A 21,223-nucleotide genomic window follows, 5' to 3' on the forward strand; every position below is an offset into this window, starting at 1 on the left:
GCCCCTTACAGTTCGAGAATCATCTTGGCGACGATGTTTTTCTGGATTTCGTTGGAACCGCCGAAGATCGACAGCTTGCGCAGGTTGAAATACTGGCTGGCCAACGCCACGCTGTAGTCGGCGTGCAGGGGTTCGCCCGGGTAATCCAGGCCCAACTCTTCTTCCAGAAACGGCAACGCGTACGGCCCGATCACCTTGCGCAGCAAGTGGCTGATGGCCTGGCGGACTTCAGTGCCCTTGACCTTGAGGATCGAACTTTCTGCCCCCGGCACCCCGCCGTCCTTGGCCGCAGCCAGGGTGCGCAGCGTGCTCATTTCGGCAGCCATGAGTTGCATTTCCAACTCTGCGACCTGGGCGCGAAACAGCGGGTCGTCGAATATCGGCCGACCTTCGCTCATCTGCTTGCGGGCAATGCGCTTGAGGTGGGCCAGCGCCGCTTTCGATGCACCGATTCCCGCAAGGCCGGTGCGCTCGTAGGTGAGCAGGTATTTGGCGCATGTCCAGCCTTGGTTTTCTTCGCCCACCAGGTTCGCTACGGGCACCTTGACGTTGTCGAAGAACACCTCGTTGACCTCGTGCTCGCCGTCCAGGGTGATGATCGGCCGCACGCTGATACCCGGGCTGGTCATATCGATCAGCAGAAAGGAAATACCCCGCTGCTTCTGCGCCTGTGGGTCGGTGCGCACCAGGCAGAAAATCATGTTGGCGTGCTGGCCCAGGGTGGTCCAGGTCTTCTGGCCATTGACGATGTAATAGTCGCCCTCGCGCACCGCGCGGGTTTTCAGCGAGGCCAGGTCAGAGCCGGCGCCTGGCTCGGAGTAGCCCTGGCACCACCAATCGGTACCGTTGAGGATGCGTGGCAAGTAGTGGTCTTGTTGCTGCGGCGTGCCGAACTTGATCAGCACCGGCGCCACCATGTTGACCCCGAACGGAATGCTGCGCGGAGCGCCCACCAGTGCGCATTCCTCATCAAAGATATGCTTTTGCACAGCACCCCAGCCGGTGCCGCCAAAGGCCACTGGCCAATGGGTGGCGTACCATCCCTGCGCGTTCTGGATTGCCTGCCAGCGCAGGTGATCATCCTTGGACAAGGGCTTGCCCAGGCGCACTTTGTCGGCCAGGTCCTGGGGCAGTTTGTTCTTCAAGAAGGCCCTGACTTCATCACGAAACGCCAGTTCTTCAGCGGTAAAATGAATATCCATGTTGTTTCTCCAAGCCATTGATAGACCGTGAAGCAGGCCGTTATGAATCCAGTTTCCAGTCAGCGAAGCGCCGCCCTTCTGCCGCCAGTTTTTCCAGCAGCGGCGCGGGCTCCCACCAGGCGCCGAAGCGTTGGTGGAACTCGCGAATACGGGCCAGTACCTTGTCCAGGCCAAGGCTGTCGGCATAGAACATCGGCCCGCCTCGCCAGGCGGCAAAACCATAGCCATTGAGGTAGATGACATCGATGTCGCTGCTACGTCGGGCGATGCCTTCCTGAAGGATTTTTGCGCCCTCGTTGATCAAGGCGAACAGGCAGCGTTCGACGATGTATTCATCAGTCAGGGCGCGGCGCTCGATGCCTTTGTCGCGGGAGACGGCTTGCAGCAGCGGCAACAGTTCAGGGTTGGGCTCGGGACGGCGGGAGCCGGGGGCGTAACAGTAGAAGCCCTTGCCGGTCTTCTGGCCGAGCATGCCGGCCGCGTACAACGCGTCGAGGACGCCGGGCAACGGATAGTTCGCGGGCAGCGTGGCGCGCTGGCGCTGGCGGATGCTCCAGCCGATATCCAGCCCCGACAGGTCCCGCATGGCATTGGGGCCCATGGCCATGCCGAAGGTGCGCAAGGCCCCGTCGACTTGCTCGGGAGTGGCGCCCTCCTCCAACAGGAACTCGGCCTCGCGGCCATACTGGAAGATCATGCGGTTACCGACAAACCCGTCACAGACGCCTACCACCACGGCAATCTTGTTGAGCTTTTTGCTCAATTGCATGACGGTGGCCAACACGTCGAGAGCGGTGTGCCGCCCGCGCACGACTTCCAGCAGGCGCATGACGTTGGCCGGGCTGAAAAAGTGCAGGCCCACCACATCCTGAGGCCGCGAAGTGAAGCCGGCGATGACGTCCAGGTCCAGTGACGAAGTATTGCTGGCGAGGATCGCGCCGGGTTTGCAGACCAGATCCAGGCGTTCAAACACCTGGCGCTTGACCTCCAGGCTTTCAAACACCGCCTCGATGACCAGATCGGCAGTGGCCAACTCGCTGTAGTCCACCCCGCCATGCAGCAGCGCCAAACGCTGCTCCATCACGGCAGGGCTCAAGCTGCCACGGGCGACACTGGCTTCGCAGGTCTCACGGGCACGCTGCAATGCCCGCTGCAGAGCCGGCTCATCGACTTCCAAGAGCAGCACGGCAATGCCGGCGCTGACAAAACTCAAGGCGATGCCCACGCCCATGGTGCCGCCACCGATCACCCCGACGCGTTCAACGTTACGCACGGGCGTGTCCTTGGGCAGGTCGTCGATCTGGGCACATTGGCGCTCGGCAAAAAAGGCGTGTACCAGCGCCGCACGCTGCTCAGAGGCCAGGCACTCCTGGAACAGTGCGCGCTCGCGCTGCAAGCCTTCGGCCAGTGGCAGCAAGGTCGCCGCCTCGACCGCCGCGACGCAGCGTGGAGGGGAAAAGAACCCCGGCAAACGCTGGCTGACCTCCACGCGTTTGGCGGCGATCAACGCGGCGTTGTCCGCGCCCTTGAGGGCGGCGGTTTGTTCACCGGTGCGCCGCACACCCAGGCCGTTATCCAGCATGCGTTGGGCAAAGGCGATGGCGGCGGTGCGAGGATCACCGTCGAACAGTTCATCGACAATGTGATGTTCCCGGGCGTGAGTGGCGTTGATGGGCTGGCCGGAGACAATCATCTCCAGGGCCTTGGCCACACCGGCCAGACGGGGCAAGCGCTGGGTGCCGCCCGCGCCCGGCAGCAACCCGAGCTTGACCTCCGGCAGGCCGACCTTGGCATCGCGGCGGGCAATTCGATAGTGACAACCCAGGGCCATTTCCAGGCCTCCTCCCAGGGCCGTGCCGTGAATCACCGCGACACAGGGTTTGTCGCTTTGTTCATAGGCGTTGACCACTTCCGGCAGGCTCGGCGCCTGAGGCGGCTTGCCGAATTCCTTGATATCAGCCCCGGCAATGAAAGTGCGGCCAGCGCACAGCAACACCAACACCTTGGCCTGCGTGTCGATCTGGCCCTGGTGCAAGGCGCGCAACAGACCTTCACGCTCGGCTTGACCGAGGGCATTGACCGGCGGGTTGTTCAGGGTGATCAGTGCAATCTCGCCTTGGCGCTCGTAGCTCACGCTGGAATTCATCTGAACCTCGATATCTTGTTTTTATTGAAACCATGTTCCGCATTGCGGAACATGTGGATCGATTTTATCAAAGAGCCATGTTTTGGCAAACGGTTTCTGGAAAGATTTCCGACGAAAAAAAAGCCGACACCCCACGGGGGTGCCAGCTTGATCGAGCGCGAGAAATTGCTGACTCAAGCGTCAGCCGCTGGCACCTGCCGCCCAGGGACCACCAGCGTGGGATCCTTGGGCGCCCAGCTTTTGAGACGCTCCAGGCTCTCGCGATACGACCGCAGGCCGCTCATCAGAATCACCACTGCCAGCACCAGCGAAACGCCCGTCACCACTGCCAGCGAGTAGCGCAGCGCCGAGTCGCTGCCGAACACATAATCGGTACCCAAGGCCACGGCCGTCGGGCCAATCCCCAGGCCGATCAGGGTCACGGCAAACTGATAAAGCGCCGAGGCCTGCCCACGCATCGGGCTGGGCACCACTTCTTGCACGGCCAAAGGACCGACGCCAAAGGGCATGCTCACGGTAAACACGTGAAGGGCCATCATCACCAGGGCCAGGTTCTTGTCATCCACCAAATAGCCCAAGTTCGACGGCAAGGTCAGCACAGCAGCCAGGATTGCGATACGCAGGGGAGCATCGCGGTGACCGCGCTTGATCAGCCAGTCGCACAACCGGCCGCCCACCAACAAGCCAAGGGAGCCGCAGATCGCCAGCATACTGCCGTAGATCACCCCGACCTCAGGTACGCTCATGTCGAACGAGCGCACAAAAAATGTCGGGATCCAGGCACTGCTGCCGTAGGCCGTAAACGTCAGGCAAGCAAAGCCCAGGTTATGGCAAAGCATGGTGCGGCGGTTTTTACGCAGGTAATCGACGAACTCCGAAAACGGCAGCTCCAGGCCCGCCCCCACGCCATGGCGCACCGGCTCGCGCAACAACAGCAAGCACAGGGAGAAGACCACGCCAACCGCGCCGAGAATCAGGAACACCATTTGCCACGGGCGCACCGTGCCGATAAGCGGCAATGTCATATCACCCTGGCTGGTAGCAAAGTGCACCGCCACCCCGCCCAACAACAGGGCAACGCCCGAACCCAGGTAAATCGCCGTCGAATACACGCTGAACGCCGTACCGCGACGCTCAGGGGTGAAACTGTCGGAGATCATCGAGTAAGCACAGGGCGCCAAGGAGGCTTCGCCTGCTGCCACGCCAATCCGGCAAAAAAGGAACTGCCAGTAACCTTTGACCATCCCGCAAGCGGCCGTCATGCCGCTCCACACCAGGATCCCGCACATCAGCAGGTTACGCCGGCTCTTGCTGTCGGCAATCCGCCCCAGCGGGATGCCACAGAGGGTGTAGAAAATCGCAAACGACAGCCCCATCAACAGGCTCATCTGCGTGTCACTGATATCCATGTCGTGACGGATCGGTCCCACCAGCAGGTTGAGAATCTGCCGGTCCACGAAGGATAAAACGTAGGCCAGCATCAGTATGCTGACGGTGAACCAGGCGCGTATACGTGATGGATAAAGTGCGTTCTTCATAGCCGCTACGACCTCATTGTTGTTATAGACCCGCCTGGCGGGCTGTCACCGACTCGACTACAGGAGTGGCAGGGTGTAACTGATGATCAGGCGGTTATCGTCCAGATCACTGCCAAAGTGATTCATGCGCAAAGACGAGTTACGCCATTTCACCCCCAGATTTTTCAACGAACCGTCCTGGAACACGTAGGCAATGTCCGTATCGCGCTCCCACTCAGAGCCCGTCGGCTTGCCAGCGCCCAACTCAATATCGCTGCCGTAGACGTAACGGGTCATGAAGGTCAGGCCCGGAATACCCACAGCGGCAAAATTGAAGTCGTAGCGAGCCTGCCAGGACATCTCATCCCGGTTGGCAAAATCGTTGTTGGAAATAAAGTTGAGCAAGAACGCATCGGCGCCATGGATATAGGCGTAGCCAGTGTCGCCACTCATCTTCTGATAGGCCAGACCAAACGCGTGGCCGCCCAGACTGTAGGTGAGCATCGCTGACACGGCAGTGTTATCGATATTGCTCTGGCCTTCGTTGTAGGACCTGGCATAACGCAAGTCACTCTTGAGCGACTGCCCTTCCCCAAGTGGCAGCACATGCAACAGGCTGAAATTGTGCTGGCGGTAAAAACGGTCGAGTTCACCGTAGAAGTAGCTGCCACTTAACTGGTTGCTCCACTTGTAACCGACGCCTGCGAAGTTGAACTCATCAGTGCTGGCGCCTTTGCTGACACGAATGCCCTTGGCGTTGGCCACTGACGGCGTCAGGTCTTCGCGGTTCGTGGAATCGCGCTGGGTCACCTGGCGGATCTGCCCCGCATCAAGGGTGGTGTTGGCGAACTCCTGGGAATTCAGATGTACGCCTTCGAACGTCTGCGGCAACAAGCGGGTGTCGTTGAACTGAACAACCGGCAGGCGCGGATGCAAGGTCCCGATCCTGAGCAAACTCTTGGACGCCCGCACCTTGGCCGTCAGGCCCAGGGAGCCTCTTTCATCCACCGCCCGGCCATCTCGCTGGCGAGGCAACAAACCGGAACCGGCACGGTCCTGGCTGGAGTCGAGCTTCACGCCAACCAAACCGATCGCATCCAGCCCAAAACCCACAGGGCCCGCGGTAAACCCAGATGCGTAACGCAGCAAAAAGCCCTGGGCCCACTCTTCCTGCTTGGACTGGGTGGTGCTGGCCTGGCTGTAATCGCGATTGATGTAAAAATTACGCAGCTCGACGCTGGCCTTACTGTCTGCGAAAAAGTCCGCATACGCCGACGCAGGCACAATGGAAACCAGGAGACACGTAGCAATGACGCAGGAATGGCGCTCCATGATGCAGCCCTATTTTTGTTGTTATGTGTGAAGTCCCTCGCCCCTCGCCAAGGACGAAGGAACGCTACAGCTTTGACAATTCAATCAATTTCGCTGTGCGGAACTGTATTTTGAATTAACAACAAAATATAAGCATTTCACCAATTTTAAGTAAAGGGCTGACGGGAAAAAAAAATCACAAAATGTGTATGTGATTGTTTTTTATGGGTTTACCTGAATGAAAACCGGGGAGCGATTGTTGGAAGTGTTTCGCCAGGCAAAACGCTGGGGAGAAATCGTCAAAACAGGGTGGCAAAACTGGGGAGGCAGGCGTTGGAAGAGAGGGAGACGGAAACGAAAAAGCCCCGCAGAAATTAATCTGCGGGGCTTTTCTATGTAATGGCGGAGAGATAGGGATTCGAACCCTAGGTACCGGTGAAGGTACAACGGATTTCGAATCCGTCCCATTCGGCCACTCTGGCATCTCTCCAACGGCGCGCATCATAACAGCCTGTTACTGGGAAGCAAAGCTCTCAGTGGATTTTTTTCCGTGCTATCAGATGCTTGCGTCGATTACAGCGGTACGCCGAGACGGTTGGCGACTTCTTCGTAGGCTTCGATAACGTCACCGAGGCCCTGGCGGAAGCGGTCTTTGTCCATCTTCTTGCGAGTGTCCTTGTCCCACAGGCGGCAGCCGTCTGGGCTGAATTCGTCGCCCAGGACGATGGAGCCGTCGTGGAATACGCCGAATTCCAGTTTGAAGTCCACCAGCAGCAGGCCAGCATCGTCAAACAGTTTGCTCAGGACGTCGTTGACCTTGAGCGACAGTTCTTTCATGCGTGCCAGCTGTTCAGCAGTGCCCCAGCCGAATGCCACGACGTGGGATTCGTTGATGAACGGGTCGCCCTTGGCGTCGTCCTTGAGGAACAGTTCGAACGTGTAAGGGTTAAGCTTGAGGCCCTCTTCCACGCCCAGGCGCTTGACCAGGCTGCCGGCTGCGTAGTTACGCACGACGCACTCGACCGGGATCATGTCGAGTTTTTTCACCAGGCATTCGTTGTCGCCCAGCAGTTTGTCGAATTGGGTCGGAATGCCGGCAGCTTCGAGTTTCTGCATGATGAAGGCGTTGAACTTGTTGTTCACCATGCCCTTGCGGTCGAGCTGTTCGATGCGCTTGCCATCGAACGCCGAGGTGTCGTTGCGAAACAGCAGGATCAAGCGGTTGGCGTCGTCGGTCTTGTAAACCGACTTGGCTTTGCCGCGGTAGAGTTCTTCACGTTTTTCCATGATGGGCTCCGCTTGGTAAGTAGATGGGCTAGGCGATATGTCGCCAGTCAAGCCCTGAATCTTGATCGGCCAGTTGCAGCCAGTCCGGGTCGCACCCGAGGGTGTCGACAAAACATTGCCGGGCAAGCTGCGGCAGGTTGTTCTTGCTGCTCAGGTGGGCCAGGACCAGGTGTTGCAGGTCTTGCCAGCCCAACTCATACACCAGGTACGCCGCCTGGTGGTTGTTCAAATGTCCCAGCTCGCCACCCACCCGTTGCTTGAGAAAGTACGGGTAGTGACCGCGCGCCAGCAGGTCACGGCAATGGTTGGACTCGATCATCAACGCATCGAGGTCACGATAGCCTTCCAGCACCTTGGCACAGTAGGAACCCAGGTCGGTAAGCAGGCCAAAGCGGCGCTCGCCGTCACTGAATACATATTGCGTGGGCTCGTGGGCATCATGCGCCACGGCAATCACGTCGACGCTCAAGGCACCGATCTGCAGTTGCTCGCCACCGGCCAGGAAACCTGCGGGTTCAATGGGTTTGCGCATCCCGCGCAAGGTGCCGCGACTCAGGTACACCGGAAGATTGTAGCGCCGAGACAGCAAACCCACGCCATGCACGTGGTCGGCATGTTCGTGGGTCACTAGAATCGCGCTCAACTGCGCGGGGTGAACCCCCAGGCGCAGCAGGCGTCGCTCGGTTTCCCGCAGGGAGAAACCACAATCCACCAGGACGTACGTGTCGTCGTGGGCTACAAGCGTGCCGTTCCCTTGGCTACCGCTGCCGAGAACAGCAAAACGCATCGGATCAGCCCAGGTTGTCCTGAATCACGCCCAACACTTTGCGCGCCGTTTCTGCTGGCGCCACGGTGTTGATGTTTTTCTCGACGGTGACTTGCACGTTGTCGCCGACCTTGCTCAAGCGCACTTGATAACGCTCGGCGCGGGTCTCGATCTCTTCCTTGGTCGGCTCGCTGCCGAACAACTTGCTGAAGAAACCACGTTCTTCGTCTTTCTTCTCGGCCTTTTCTGCCACGTTGATGTAGTACAGGCCCAGGCTGCGGTTGATGTCTTCGACGCGCCATGGCCCTTGCTCCAGGGCACGGCCGACGCTGGCCCAGGCACGGTCCAGGTCTTCACCCAGGTTGAGCACAACGTTGCCGCTGCCGTCTTCGGTGAGGCTGACACGGCTAGGGGTGTCGTAGTCACGGGCGGCGAGCAGCGAGACGGAACCGCCCTTCTCGGAGATGCGGCTCATGCTGGCAAGCATCTCGTCGACCAGCGCGGCATCGACACCGCTGTTGACCGAACGGTTGGTGAAGTCGACGTTGGCGGTGCTACCCGCAGGACGCTCGGCGCTGACCACGTAGACTTCACTGGTATTGCGCTGCACGCCTGGCTCGATGCGCACGCGGATGCGGCTTTCGCCATCAGCGGCGACGCCACCCGCCTGCAAGCGCTTGGCCATGTTGGCCGACAGCTCACTCGGCTGCTGCCACGCGGTGGTGAATTCACCGGTCTGCGGGCGTTGCTCGTCGATACGGAAGCCATTGTCCTGGAAGAACTGCACCGCCACCGGCCAGACTTCGGCAGGTGGGCGCTGGGCCATGATCCAGCGCGAATCGCCGCTTTTCTGCAGGCTGTAGTCGCTGGCATCGGCCAGGGCCGAAATCGGTTGTGGACGCGGTACTTCGTACTCGCCCTTGACGGTGTCGTCGGCTACGTTGCGCGGGATCGGCAGCAACGGGTCAAGGCGCTTGGCGACGTTGACGTCCGGCGGCAATTGCATCGGTGCGGTTTGTTGTGCTTCCAGGTAATCGCTGCCGCGGTCACGGAAGTAGCCTTCCGGGCCCCAGATCCAACCGCAGCCACTGGTGCTGGAGATAATCAAGGCAAGTGCGGAAAGTCCGGCCAATCGCTTCATGCGTAGTGCTTCCTCAATTAAACCAGGACGCCGGACTGGCGCAGGGCCTGTCGCAGCGGTTCGTGACAGGCTGGGCTGAGTTGGGTGAGCGGCAGACGGATACCGTCCGGCATCAGGCCCATTTCATGCAGCGCCCATTTCACGGGAATAGGGTTGGATTCGATGAACAGTGTTTTGTTGAGCGGCATCAGCTTTTCGTGAATCGCGCGGGCGGTCACGGCGTCGCCGGCGATGGCAGCGGCGCACATCTGGCTCATGGCACGCGGGGCAACGTTGGCGGTTACCGAGATATTGCCCTTGCCGCCCAGCAGGATCAGCTCCACAGCCGTGGCGTCATCGCCGGAGTACAGCAGGAAGTCGCTGCTCACGCCGGCCAGGATGTCCTTGGCGCGCTGCAGGTCGCCCGTGGCTTCTTTGATACCGATGATGTTCGGCACGGTCGACAGGCGGATCACGGTCGCGGCCTGCATGTCGCACGCCGTGCGCCCTGGCACGTTGTAGAGGATCTGCGGGATGTCGACGGCTTCGGCGATGGTCTTGAAGTGCTGGTACAAGCCTTCCTGGGTCGGCTTGTTGTAGTACGGCGTCACCAGCAGGCAGGCATCGGCACCGGCTTTCTTGGCGTTCTTGGTCAGCTCGATCGCTTCGCGAGTCGAGTTGGCGCCCGTACCGGCAATGACCGCGATACGCCCTGCAACGCGCTTGACCACAAACTCGATCACCTCGATGTGTTCTTCCACATCAAGCGTGGCCGATTCACCCGTGGTGCCGACGGCCACAATGGCGTTGGTGCCTTCTTGCAGGTGAAAGTCCACCAGTTTGCCCAGGCTGTCCCAGTCGAGATTACCTTGTGCATCCATGGGTGTGACCAGTGCCACCATACTGCCCGCAATCATGCAACCGCTCCTGCCGGAAAAAGAGAGCCGTAATGGTACTGGCGCCAAGATGCTTGCACAAGCGAAGTACCCTCTGAGGATGCGTTCTGGATCAACTTAGTTGCCGGCAATGCCATCATTGGGCCAAAGCACGGCCAACTGCCACTGAATATGCAATGAAAACGCCACGTCCTAGCCCTTGGCGGCGCTTTTCGCTACCCTTGATCCTTTGATCGGTACCGCACGCTCGTATCGACCGCTCATCGCTTTAGGAATGCTGCATGTCCACCCCCACAGTCCGCGAACAATTCCTTGTTATCAGTGCCCTTGGCGCCAACCCCATGGAGCTGACTAACGTCCTGTGCCGCGCCAGCCATGAAAACCGCTGCGCCGTCGTGACCTCACGCCTGACTCGCCATGGCGAATGCAGTGCGCTGGTCCTGCAGATTTCCGGAAGCTGGGATGCCCTGGCGCGCCTGGAAGCCGGCTTGCCGACCCTGGCCAAGAAGCACGACTTCACCGTCAATGTGGTGCGCAGTGCCGCCCTGGAGAACCGTCCCCAGGCGCTACCGTATGTGGCCTACGTCAGTTCGGCCTACCGTTCGGACATCGTCAATGAACTGTGCCAGTTCTTTATCGACCATAACGTCGAACTGGAAAACCTGACGTTTGACACTTATCAGGCCCCTCAGACCGGCGGCACCATGCTCAACGCCACCTTTACGGTGACCTTGCCGGCAGGCGTGCAGATCAGTTGGTTGCGTGACCAGTTCCTGGATTTCGCCGATGCGCTGAACCTGGATGCACTGATCGAACCCTGGCGCCCACAGAACCCAATGTAAGGAAGTTTTCCATGGCGGTAGTCATCGACACACCGGTCGCCGATTTCCAAGCCCCGGCGACCAGCGGGCAGACGTTCAGCCTCGCGGGACTCAAGGGCAAGCAAGTGGTGATCTACTTCTACCCCAAAGACAGCACGCCAGGCTGCACCACTGAAGGCCAGGGTTTCCGTGACCAGCACGCTGCCTTCCAGGCCGCCAACACCGAGGTGTTTGGCGTGTCCCGGGACAGCGTGAAGTCCCATGAGAACTTCAAGGCCAAGCAGGCCTTCCCCTTCGAGCTGATCAGCGACAAGGATGAAGCGGTTTGCCAGCTGTTTGATGTAATCAAGCTGAAGAAGCTGTACGGCAAGGAATACATGGGGGTGGATCGCAGCACCTTCCTGATCGACAAAAATGGCGTGCTGCGCCAGGAATGGCGCGGCGTGAAGGTGCCAGGGCATGTGGATGCCGTCTTGGCGGCGGCGCAGGCACTGGACAAGGCTTGATGTTGTGGGTGGCCGTTAGATAGCTATCGCTGGCAGGCCAGTTCCTACGTTGGATCGGTGCTCGACCAGACAACTCGTGAGTGTGGGAGCCGGGCTTGCCTGCGATGGGCATAGGTATCTACACAACTTTCAGAAACTGACGAACTCTCCTGTGGCAAGCGGGCTTGCCACAACTGCGCTATCTGCCTGGATTTAGGCGTTGCGGCAAAGTTGTGTAGATACCTATGCCGCGAGGGGGCCATCAGGCCTTGCGCAACCAGTAACGATACACACCGTTATCGGCCTCTTCGTGCAACAGCGCATGCCCCGCCAGCTTGGCAAACGTGCGGAAGTCGCGCTGGGAACCCGCATCCGTGGCAATCACCTTGAGTACCGCACCGCTGGCCAGCCGATTGAGCTCCATCTTGGCCTTGAGCAATGGCAACGGGCAGTTCAGGCCGCTGGCATCGAGCTCGGCGTCGTGGTTTACAGCATCGGTCATGGTTTTGCTCCTGGCGGCATCAAGGGGTGCTTAGAATATCTGGTCCCAGGCTCAGTGTCCGGCTACAGTAAGGTCTTTGTCGAAAGGCTTTGTGCATGACTTTTTTGCGCCCTACCCTGCTGACGCTAGCTTGCCTGCTTGCCTCTCCAGGCTTCGCCGACGATCTGCCGTCACTTGGCGACGCCAGTTCTGCCATTGTCTCGCCACAACAGGAACACCAACTGGGCCGGGCCTGGCTGGCATTCCTGCGCGGGCAGGTCTCGGTCCTCAATGACCCGCAACTCAAGGATTACGTCGAAACCAGCGTTTACAAGCTGGTGGAGACCAGCCAGGTCAATGACCGGCGGCTGGAGTTCATCCTGATCAATAGCCCGCAACTTAACGCATTTGCCGCACCGGGCGGGATTGTCGGGGTCAACGGTGGCCTGTTCCTCAATGCCCAGACCGAAGGCGAATACGCCTCGGTCATGGCTCACGAACTGGCGCACTTGTCGCAACGCCACTTCGCCCGTGGCGTGGAAGCCCAGCAACGGATGCAGATCCCGATGATGGCCGCGCTGCTCGGCGGGATTATCGCGGCAGCCGCCGGCGCAGGCGATGCAGGGATCGCTGCGATTGCCGGCAGTCAGGCCGCGGCCATCCAGGAGCAACGGCGCTTTTCCAGGCAGAATGAACAGGAAGCCGACCGCATCGGCATCCTCAACATGGTCAAGGCCGGCTACGACCCGCGCTCGATGCCAACCATGTTCGAGCGCTTGATGCGCCAATACCGCTTCGATGCCAAGCCACCGGAATTCCTGCTGACGCACCCGGTCACCGAATCGCGGATCGCCGACACCCGTAACCGCGCCGAGCAAGCCAAGACCGGCGGCACCGAAGACAGCCTGCGCTATCAATTGATACGCGCCCGGGTCCAGCTGTATTACGAAGACACACCTGGGCTGGCCGCCAAGCGCTTCCGCGCCCAACTGGATGAGAACCCGAAAAGCGATGTGGCGCGCTACGGCCTGGCCATCGCCCAGATCAAGGGCACCCAACTCAATGAGGCGCGGGAAACCCTCAAGCCGCTGCTGGCCAAGGCGCCCAACGACATCACCTACAACCTGGCGCAGATCGAGCTGGATATCACCAACAATCGCATGCCCGACGCGCAGCAACGTACCGATCGCATGCTGGCCCAGTACCCCAGCAACTACCCGTTGAACCAGGTGCGCGTGGACCTGCTGCTCAAGCAGAACCGTACGGCCGACGCGGAAAAGGCCCTGGAAGGTCTGCTCAAGTCGCGTTCCGATGATCCGGATGTGTGGTATCAGGTCGCCGAGACTCGTGGCCTGTCCGGCAATATCATCGGCTTGCATCAAGCCCGCGCCGAGTACTTCGCGCTGGTGGGCGACTTCCAGCAAGCGATCCAGCAATTGGACTTTGCCAAGCGCCGCGCCGGCAGCAATTTCCCGCTGTCGTCACGCATCGATGCGCGCCAGCGTGAGTTGATCGAGCAGGAACGCATTGTCAAAGGCATGATGAGCTAAACCCAGCGCCCACAAAAAAGCCCCGCTCTCGACTATCGAGAGCGGGGCTTTTTATTGACCCGCTACTAGCGCATTACTCCGCCAGTTTGAAGGTGATGAAGCTGGCGCGCCCTTGACGCAGGACCCGCATCGACACCGAGCGATTCTTCGGCAGCGCCTTGGCGATGTCGGTGAACTCCTTGGTGGAATTGATGGCCTGGTTGTTCAAGTGGGTAATCACGTCACCGGGTTGCAGGCCGATCAGGGCGGCCGGGCCGTCCTGAACTTCCTTGATCACCACGCCGCTCTTGAGGTCGAAGCTCTTCTTCTGTTCGTCGGTCAACTCCACCACGGCGATGCCCAGGCGGTTGCTGCTGCGCTCGGCGCCGGATTTGCCGCCCAGCGCGAGTTCCTGGCCTTCTTCCGGAATGGCTCCGACAGTCAGTTCAACATTCTGACGCTTGCCTTCGCGGATCACTTCAAGCTTGGCCTTGCCACCTGCCTTGAGTGCGCCTACCAGATGCGGCAGGTCAGCAGACATGACAATCGGCTGGCCATTCATGCTGAGAATCACATCGCCAACCTTCAAGCCGCCTTTGGCAGCCGGGCCATCATCCTGAATCTGCGCGACCAGGGCACCAGCCGGCTTGTCCAGGCCAAAGGATTCAGCCAGGTCTTTGTTCACTTCCTGGATAACCACGCCCAACCAGCCACGGCTGACCTTGCCACCGTCCTTGAGTTGGTTGGAAACGTCCAGGGCCACATCAATCGGGATAGCGAAGGAGACGCCCATGAACCCACCGGAACGGGTGTAGATCTGAGAGTTGATCCCCACCACTTCGCCCGCCAGGTTGAACAGCGGGCCACCGGAGTTGCCCGGGTTGATCGGCACGTCGGTCTGGATGAACGGTACATAGTTCTCGTTCGGCAGGCTGCGGCCGATAGCGCTGACGATGCCTTGGGTCACCGTATGGTCAAAGCCAAACGGCGAACCAATGGCCACCACCCATTGCCCGGCCTTGAGGTCCTGGGATTTACCCAGCTTCAACACCGGCAGGTCTTTGCCTTCAATCTTCAGCAAGGCGACGTCGGAGCGAGGATCGGTGCCGACCAGCTTGGCCTTGAGTTCACTGCGGTCAGCCAGGCGTACGAGAATTTCGTCGGCGTCGGCGATCACATGATTATTGGTCAGGATGTAGCCGTCGGGCGAAATGATAAAGCCCGAGCCCAGGGATTGCGCTTCGCGCTGACCACCGCCACCACGGGGCGAGCGCGGCTGGGGCATGCCACGCTCGAAGAACTCCCGCAGCATGGGCGGCAGGCCTTCAAGGTCGGGCATCTGCTGGTTCGAGACTTTACGATCCGGCAGCTTCTGGGTGGTACTGATGTTCACCACGGCAGGCGAAGCCTGCTCCACCAGTTGGGTGAAGTCAGGCAACTCCGCCGCTTGCGCGGAAACGGCCTGACCCAGCACCAGCACCGTGGCGACTATGGATAGGTAAGATTTCAAACGTGGTATCGACATACAGCTCCCGTTACGACGAGCAGGGTTGGGCGACAGGGTTCAATAAACGCCGAAGGCTACTACTAGCGACGTCAACATTGCGTGAACAACACAAGGCCAGGGCCGAGGAGTTCTGACCTATAAAAAACATAAGGAGATTTTGCAAGTGAAAATACTCTCCAGAAGTTTCATGTTCTCGGCAGAAGAACGAGGCAACCTTCGCCTGTCTCCTGCAGCACTGTGAACGATCTGGATGAGCATAGGATTAACGGTTCAAGGCTTTTCGGGCGCCGGGCCACTGCGAACAGACAGGATTATCCGTTCGGCGGTCCCCATCGGAATCTCCCCGACAACCGTGGCAACGATGTCGCCCTCAGGCGTACTCATGCGACGGGATACCGCAACCGTAGGACCAAGCTGAACGCGGCTTTCGGTAGCAGCCTCACCCGTCACAGGCTCAAGGAACAGTGAAAAACGCGCGAGCCCATCGTCATACATCAAACTGTTTACAACCACCTGGGTCTTGGGATCCTTGCGCGCGTCACTGCGGGTCAACTCGAACCCTGGCGGCAACCATTGTGGATGCCAAGCCTGGGCCTGGCCCGTCGGCGCTGACGCCTTATTGCTCGCAGGGGTCAACGGCTTGCAGTCGCTGCCTGGCTGCAAATCACGCGCATCGGGGGTTGTGGTCTTCAGTTGGGTGAACTGGAATCGCTCCAGCAATTGCCCCTTATCGTTAATCAGCAACGACTTGAGAGGCAGCGCGGTTTCACGATCCAGGTGCAACTCAAATCCGTAGCGGTACTGGTCACGCGGGGTCAGCGACACGATCACCGCTTTACGGCCGGCCACTAGCGACTTTCCGCTGACGACAATCTCGTAGAAAGGGTTGAGTTTTTGTGGGTCGAATTCGTGGGCGGAAGCGCCCGGGGAGTTATCGACGCCGGCCACCAGACTGCCGGAAACGCATTGGATGCGCCCATCGATACGCACAAGCTCCTGAGCCGATCCATCGAGCTGCAACAAGCGCTCATGAACCTGCCCGTTCTGGACGCGATGCCAGATCTCATGGGTAGAAAAACTACCGTTACGCTCGTAGATAAACGTGCCTTGGTAGCTTTGCTGCCCTGCCCGCCCAAGACGTTTCAGCCAATCCTGGCCTTCGTCGGCTTGGGCAGGAACTGCAAACCAGCCACTGAGCAAAAGCGCAAGGAGCGGTATGGCACGCATAAAGCTCCTTAGCGGTTTAGCGGTTTTCCAGGTTTGCAGCGCGAGCGTAAGGCAAGGCGCTTTCGGTGCCTTTTACCGCCGACTCCTGAGCGTGTTGACGCAGGTAGCCTGGCAGACGCTGGTCCTGCCAGCCGGATTGCCCTTGCAGCACGCCATTGGCCATCGGGCCTGGTGCTTCAGAGCTTTCCTTGTAGCCGGCCAGTACAGCTGGACCCTTGACCTGCGGACCGGCCATGACCGGTTGCTGGGTTTGCTGGGCCAGTTCGGCACCGGCGATCTCGTCCTGGTTGTACAGGCGCACACCAGCCAGTACGGCCACAGTCACCGAGGCAGCAACTGCCAAGCGACCCAGGCTACGCCACGGACCACGTGCAGCTTTTGCCGGAACGGCTTCATCGGCCAGCGCAGCAGAAACGGCCGCAGCAATATCCAGACGAGGGACTAGTAGATCCTTGTGCATCACCGCCCGAGCGACTTGGTAACGAGACCAGGTATCACGGGTTTCGGCGTCATCAAATGCATTGAGCACTCGACGAAGTTCCAGTTCATCCGCTTCGTTATCCATCACTGCGGACAGCGATTCCTGCAGGGCATCACGACTCATGGCGGTTCCTCTCTTGGCTGTCGCCGCTGTCTTTAGTTTTCCTGCAACAACGGTTGCAGGGCTTTATCGATGGCTTCCCGAGCCCGGAAAATCCGGGAGCGTACGGTCCCCACCGGACATTGCATGACGCTCGCAATGTCCTCGTAACTCAGACCATCGAATTCACGTAAAGTTAACGCCGTACGCAAATCTTCTGGCAGTTGCTGAATAGTGCGATGGACAGTGCCTTCGATCTCATCGCGCAGCAATGCACGCTCCGGCGACTCGAGATCTTTGAGGCCGTGATCACCATCATAAAATTCAGCATCTTCCGAACTCACATCACTATCTGGCGGGCGGCGACCGCGAGAAACCAGATAGTTCTTCGCCGTGTTGATGGCGATGCGGTAAAGCCACGTGTAAAACGCACTGTCACCGCGGAAATTACCGAGTGCACGGTAAGCCTTGATAAAGGCTTCCTGTGCAACGTCCTGCGCTTCATGGGTGTCGTGCACAAACCGCACGATCAACCCGAGAATTTTGTGCTGGTATTTCAGCACTAGCAGATCAAATGCTCGCTTGTCGCCGCGTTGAACGCGCTCAACAAGCTGCTGATCCTCTTCCTGGGTTAGCATGAACACTCCTCGTTGTACTTGAAGGAGGCTTGCATAACTAAACGATCAGGCTTGCAAACATAGACTAGGACTTTTCGCAAAAGTTCTCCCCCTTCAAGCAAGTTTCCGGTGGGCTCTGTTTTGGCACACACGAAAAACGCAGCGCGGGCATAGCCGGCTGCGCGAATAATCTTGTCGCCGGTTTTCTGACGCTCCCATGCTCCAGGCCAATCAGTAAAACCAACGTTTTCCCAGCTTTCGGGCATCCTGTAATGGAGTCGGGAGGGATACAAAAGTTCCCACCGCCCTACCGGACCGCCTCATCAAAGCCGTGCAGTTCGCTCACCGTAGTCTCACAATGCCACGAATGCCCGGCTATTGTGCCGATAGCCCCCTCTATATACTAGTGGGCCGTGTGACCCTTTGATTCGCCGATCCAGGCGTCCTGTTTGCGCCACCCCTTCGGATCGCTTTTTGCGGAATCCCATAAATGAGCCAACAGTTTCAACACGATGTCCTGGTGATTGGTAGCGGCGCCGCAGGCTTGAGCCTTGCACTGACCCTGCCGAGCCATCTGCGCGTAGCTGTATTGAGCAAGGGCGACCTGGCCAACGGTTCGACGTTCTGGGCCCAGGGCGGAGTTGCTGCCGTGCTGGATGACACCGACACGGTGCAATCCCACGTTGAAGACACCCTCAACGCCGGCGGCGGCCTGTGTAACGAACAAGCAGTGCGTTTCACCGTCGAGCACAGCCGCGAAGCCATCCAGTGGCTGATCGACCAGGGCGTGCCGTTTACCCGTGATGAACATGCGGGCAGTGATGACGGTGGTTTCGAGTTCCACCTGACCCGTGAAGGCGGCCACAGCCACCGGCGCATCATCCATGCCGCCGATGCCACCGGCGCCGCGATCTTCAAGACCCTGCTGGCCCAGGCCCGGCAACGGCCGAATATCGAACTGCTGGAGCAACGGGTCGCCGTCGACCTGATCACCGAAAAACGCCTGGGCCTGGCCGGCGAGCGTTGCCTGGGAGCCTACGTCCTCAACCGCGCCAGCGGTGAAGTCGATACCTACGGCGCGCGTTTCACCATCCTGGCATCAGGTGGCGCCGCCAAAGTCTACCTCTACACCAGCAACCCCGACGGTGCCTGCGGAGATGGCATCGCCATGGCCTGGCGGTCGGGTTGCCGGGTGGCGAACCTGGAGTTCAACCAGTTTCACCCCACCTGCCTGTATCACCCCCAGGCCAAGAGTTTCCTGATCACCGAAGCCCTGCGGGGCGAAGGCGCCCACCTGAAGCTACCCAACGGCGAGCGCTTCATGCAGCGCTTCGACCCGCGCGCCGAACTGGCACCAAGGGATATCGTGGCCCGCGCCATCGACCACGAGATGAAGCGCCTGGGCATCGATTGCGTCTACCTGGACATCAGCCACAAGCCAGCCGACTTCATCAAGACTCACTTCCCGACGGTCTACGAACGCTGCCTGGCCTTCAATATCGATATCACCAAAGGGCCGATCCCGGTGGTCCCGGCGGCGCACTACACCTGTGGCGGGGTGATGGTCGACCAGCAAGGCCGCACCGACGTCCCTGGCCTGTATGCGATTGGCGAAACCAGTTTCACCGGCCTGCACGGCGCCAACCGCATGGCCAGCAACTCGCTGCTCGAATGCTTCGTCTATGCCCGCTCCGCAGCCGCCGACATCCTCGAACAACTGCCGCGCGTCCCGGTCCCGGCCGCCCTGCCCCGCTGGGACGCCAGCCAGGTCACCGACTCGGACGAGGACGTGATCATCGCCCACAACTGGGACGAGCTGCGGCGCTTCATGTGGGACTACGTGGGGATCGTGCGCACCAACAAGCGCTTGGCACGGGCGCAGCATCGTGTGCGGTTGTTGCTGGATGAGATCGACGAGTTCTACAGCAACTACCGAGTAAGCAGAGACCTGATTGAATTGAGGAACCTTGCTCAGGTAGCGGAACTGATGATCAGGTCTGCGATGGAACGTAAGGAATCTCGGGGTCTGCACTACACGCTGGACTATCCAGGGATGCTGCCAGAGGCGAAGGATACGATCCTTACACCGACCTGATGAGGCACGTTAGGAGACCTTAGCGTAGCACCATAGGACCTCGATTTGTAACAGCTTTGGCGCACATTTGTCCCAACGCTGGGGTCCTTATCGCCTGCCCGCAAGGGTCCTTATCGTGCGCCTGAGCGAGCGTGCGAGGGCCTACGGGGGTAAGCGCGCCCAGAGAGTATTAAAGGTGATCGCTCAGATTTTTCTCTCAAATTCTAAAGGGACCTCAAGGAGTTCCTGTGTGAAATCTGAATAACCTGCGAGCCAAGAACCACTGCGAATTCATACATGGGCGCCCTACATAGCTGTCATTACATCGCTCAACAGATCGTGGGTAAGCTCAATGAGCCCCTCAGGCACGGCGACCCCACTGACTATGGCAATCATGGCGACTACCTTCCAGAAGCTGGGAGATTTAACGATAGCCTTGAGGACAGCTAACCGAATATCTTTCGCATGGTCATAGGGTCCTCCTTGAACCAGCCAATTAAAGCAATGAAATAACGTATCACTAAAAGAACCCAAGACTCCTCATAGGGAGCCTCAGGACTTCATCCATCTATTCGCCCAGCGTCACACGAGTGACCATTGGAAAATCTACCAGCTCAACTTGGAGCTTCTCGGCTGGGTCGGCTGGGTTTGCCAGCTTGAGTTGCACCTTGGCCTGAGCCATTACATCAGCCACACCAATGATCTCTACGTCCCATGCTGCTGCATTGGCGTTGCGGGTCGCATGGATCTGCCACACATCGCCATCACCATCTTGGCGGAAGCTCAAAGAGGCCATGTCTTTAGGAAGCATAAAGATGCCGAGGTCTTCACCAGAATAGAACTGCGTACCACAACCCAATAGCTCCTCTACATCCGACAAACCAGCTCGTTGAGCAGCACGCTCAAGACCAGCGACTTCCTTTGCAGGAATCAGCAACACAAAGTCAGACAGCGAAGTGCCAACGGCTTGGTTGATGTTCATGGTCAGGCCGTCGATGATGTCCTCTGCGCGTTCGCGTGGGTTCTTCGATAAGCCAGTCAGTGCCTTGGTCTCGGTGGATGCAGCACTGGTCAGGATCTTCGCAATGGTCGCCCCACAAGACAGCTCAAAGTCTTTCAGCATCTTCTCGGCCATCTGACCCATGCCATTGGCAGTGAAGCCAGCCATCATGTGGTGGTCGAAGAACGTTTGACGGAAAGAGAACAGAGCGGCATGCGGGGTCGCCTCACAGAACAGGAAGTCACCAGCGACTGCCTCACCCTTCTCAAAGGTCGAGTCATCGTAGATGGATTTACGGGGATCGAACTCAACGCTACGGTCTTGCATCAGCATAATCTGCTGTGTGGTTGGCTCAGCGCCCTTAGGGCGGAACTCACAGGGGATTGCGTCCTCTGCCGCCGCTTCCCAGTCACCGCCGTTAAAGTAGTCGTCAAGGCCCGCTGTAAGGATCTCAACGAACGTCTCAGCGCCAGTCGCGCCGTTGTCCTTTACCTCAGCCGAGGAGTTAAAACGGATGATGCCGCCTTGCTTGTTGGCGCTGATTTAAAACTGACCCACCCTGCCGACTGAAAATTGACCCAGGACGGATTGCTGATTTTTGCCCCAGCAATTGTGGATAAGCTTAGCAGCAGTGTTCCGATTCAAGACCATCAAGCC

Annotated in this window: 18 protein-coding genes and 1 tRNA gene; 4 read left to right on the top strand and 15 right to left on the bottom strand. The window is 59.2% G+C overall.

Features of this window, described 5'->3' with window-relative positions:
* Nucleotides 1-5: 5 nt before the first annotated feature.
* From FIV38_RS25795 to dapA, 9 genes are all read right to left on the bottom strand, one after another.
* Nucleotides 6-1,202, bottom strand: a complete 1,197-nt coding sequence (locus FIV38_RS25795) for an acyl-CoA dehydrogenase family protein (RefSeq protein WP_092234297.1) — start codon at nt 1,200-1,202, stop codon at nt 6-8.
* A gap of 40 nt (nt 1,203-1,242) precedes the next feature.
* Nucleotides 1,243-3,348 carry a 3-hydroxyacyl-CoA dehydrogenase NAD-binding domain-containing protein gene (locus FIV38_RS25800; RefSeq protein ID WP_092234294.1) on the bottom strand — a complete coding sequence of 702 codons (2,106 nt, stop codon included), beginning with the start codon at nt 3,346-3,348 and terminating at the stop codon, nt 1,243-1,245.
* A gap of 173 nt (nt 3,349-3,521) precedes the next feature.
* Nucleotides 3,522-4,886 (bottom strand): spinster family MFS transporter, encoded by a 1,365-nt coding sequence (locus FIV38_RS25805; RefSeq protein ID WP_050493012.1) that lies wholly within the window; start codon nt 4,884-4,886, stop codon nt 3,522-3,524.
* A 57-nt stretch (nt 4,887-4,943) separates the two neighbouring features.
* Entirely contained in the window at nt 4,944-6,197 is a 1,254-nt protein-coding gene (locus tag FIV38_RS25810; protein WP_092234291.1) for an OprD family porin, read from the bottom strand.
* Between the two features lie 379 nt (nt 6,198-6,576).
* Nucleotides 6,577-6,666, bottom strand: a tRNA-Ser gene (locus tag FIV38_RS25815).
* 83 nt (nt 6,667-6,749) lie between these two features.
* The gene (gene purC, locus FIV38_RS25820) at nt 6,750-7,463 is read right to left on the bottom strand and encodes a phosphoribosylaminoimidazolesuccinocarboxamide synthase (protein ID WP_003211975.1); all 714 of its coding nucleotides are present in this window, start codon (nt 7,461-7,463) and stop codon (nt 6,750-6,752) included.
* 28 nt (nt 7,464-7,491) lie between these two features.
* Nucleotides 7,492-8,250, bottom strand: a complete 759-nt coding sequence (locus tag FIV38_RS25825; RefSeq protein ID WP_029299072.1) for an MBL fold metallo-hydrolase — start codon at nt 8,248-8,250, stop codon at nt 7,492-7,494.
* Between the two features lie 4 nt (nt 8,251-8,254).
* Nucleotides 8,255-9,370, bottom strand: coding sequence for an outer membrane protein assembly factor BamC (gene bamC / locus FIV38_RS25830; RefSeq protein ID WP_029299073.1), 1,116 nt, complete (start codon nt 9,368-9,370; stop codon nt 8,255-8,257).
* Between the two features lie 17 nt (nt 9,371-9,387).
* Nucleotides 9,388-10,266, bottom strand: coding sequence for a 4-hydroxy-tetrahydrodipicolinate synthase (gene dapA / locus FIV38_RS25835; RefSeq protein WP_070995812.1), 879 nt, complete (start codon nt 10,264-10,266; stop codon nt 9,388-9,390).
* Nucleotides 10,267-10,526: 260 nt separating this feature from the next.
* Here dapA and FIV38_RS25840 point away from each other — a divergent pair, with 260 nt between their 5' ends.
* Together FIV38_RS25840 and FIV38_RS25845 are read left to right on the top strand one after the other, a co-directional pair.
* Nucleotides 10,527-11,087, top strand: coding sequence for a glycine cleavage system transcriptional repressor (locus FIV38_RS25840; protein WP_029299075.1), 561 nt, complete (start codon nt 10,527-10,529; stop codon nt 11,085-11,087).
* Nucleotides 11,088-11,098: 11 nt separating this feature from the next.
* Nucleotides 11,099-11,572, top strand: coding sequence for a peroxiredoxin (locus FIV38_RS25845; RefSeq protein ID WP_092234288.1), 474 nt, complete (start codon nt 11,099-11,101; stop codon nt 11,570-11,572).
* A 241-nt stretch (nt 11,573-11,813) separates the two neighbouring features.
* Here FIV38_RS25845 and FIV38_RS25850 read toward each other — a convergent pair whose 3' ends face one another.
* Nucleotides 11,814-12,053 carry a sulfurtransferase TusA family protein gene (locus FIV38_RS25850; protein WP_029299077.1) on the bottom strand — a complete coding sequence of 80 codons (240 nt, stop codon included), beginning with the start codon at nt 12,051-12,053 and terminating at the stop codon, nt 11,814-11,816.
* 95 nt (nt 12,054-12,148) lie between these two features.
* Here FIV38_RS25850 and FIV38_RS25855 point away from each other — a divergent pair, with 95 nt between their 5' ends.
* Nucleotides 12,149-13,582 carry a M48 family metalloprotease gene (locus FIV38_RS25855; RefSeq protein ID WP_029299078.1) on the top strand — a complete coding sequence of 478 codons (1,434 nt, stop codon included), beginning with the start codon at nt 12,149-12,151 and terminating at the stop codon, nt 13,580-13,582.
* A 73-nt stretch (nt 13,583-13,655) separates the two neighbouring features.
* Here FIV38_RS25855 and FIV38_RS25860 read toward each other — a convergent pair whose 3' ends face one another.
* The 4 genes from FIV38_RS25860 to rpoE all read right to left on the bottom strand — a co-directional run bounded on the left by FIV38_RS25860 (nt 13,656) and on the right by rpoE (nt 17,513).
* Complete coding sequence (locus FIV38_RS25860; protein ID WP_092234285.1) at nt 13,656-15,086, bottom strand: DegQ family serine endoprotease; 1,431 nt, start codon at nt 15,084-15,086, stop codon at nt 13,656-13,658.
* Nucleotides 15,087-15,338: 252 nt separating this feature from the next.
* A complete protein-coding gene (locus tag FIV38_RS25865) occupies nt 15,339-16,295 on the bottom strand; it encodes a MucB/RseB C-terminal domain-containing protein (RefSeq protein WP_092234282.1) in 957 nt (318 codons plus the stop codon).
* A 16-nt stretch (nt 16,296-16,311) separates the two neighbouring features.
* Complete coding sequence (locus FIV38_RS25870) at nt 16,312-16,899, bottom strand: sigma-E factor negative regulatory protein (RefSeq protein ID WP_029299081.1); 588 nt, start codon at nt 16,897-16,899, stop codon at nt 16,312-16,314.
* Nucleotides 16,900-16,931: 32 nt separating this feature from the next.
* The gene (gene rpoE / locus FIV38_RS25875) at nt 16,932-17,513 is read right to left on the bottom strand and encodes an RNA polymerase sigma factor RpoE/AlgU (protein WP_003172477.1); all 582 of its coding nucleotides are present in this window, start codon (nt 17,511-17,513) and stop codon (nt 16,932-16,934) included.
* Between the two features lie 469 nt (nt 17,514-17,982).
* On the opposite strand from rpoE, the gene nadB reads away from it, so the two are divergent.
* Nucleotides 17,983-19,587: an L-aspartate oxidase gene (gene nadB, locus FIV38_RS25880; RefSeq protein WP_092234279.1), complete on the top strand. Its 1,605-nt coding sequence runs from the start codon at nt 17,983-17,985 to the stop codon at nt 19,585-19,587.
* A 547-nt stretch (nt 19,588-20,134) separates the two neighbouring features.
* Here nadB and FIV38_RS25885 read toward each other — a convergent pair.
* Nucleotides 20,135-20,893 (bottom strand): hypothetical protein, encoded by a 759-nt coding sequence (locus FIV38_RS25885; RefSeq protein ID WP_235860994.1) that lies wholly within the window; start codon nt 20,891-20,893, stop codon nt 20,135-20,137.
* Between the last annotated feature and the right edge of the window lie 330 nt (nt 20,894-21,223).

It is taken from the genome of Pseudomonas proteolytica, from assembly GCF_007858275.1.
Lineage (GTDB): Bacteria > Pseudomonadota > Gammaproteobacteria > Pseudomonadales > Pseudomonadaceae > Aquipseudomonas > Aquipseudomonas proteolytica.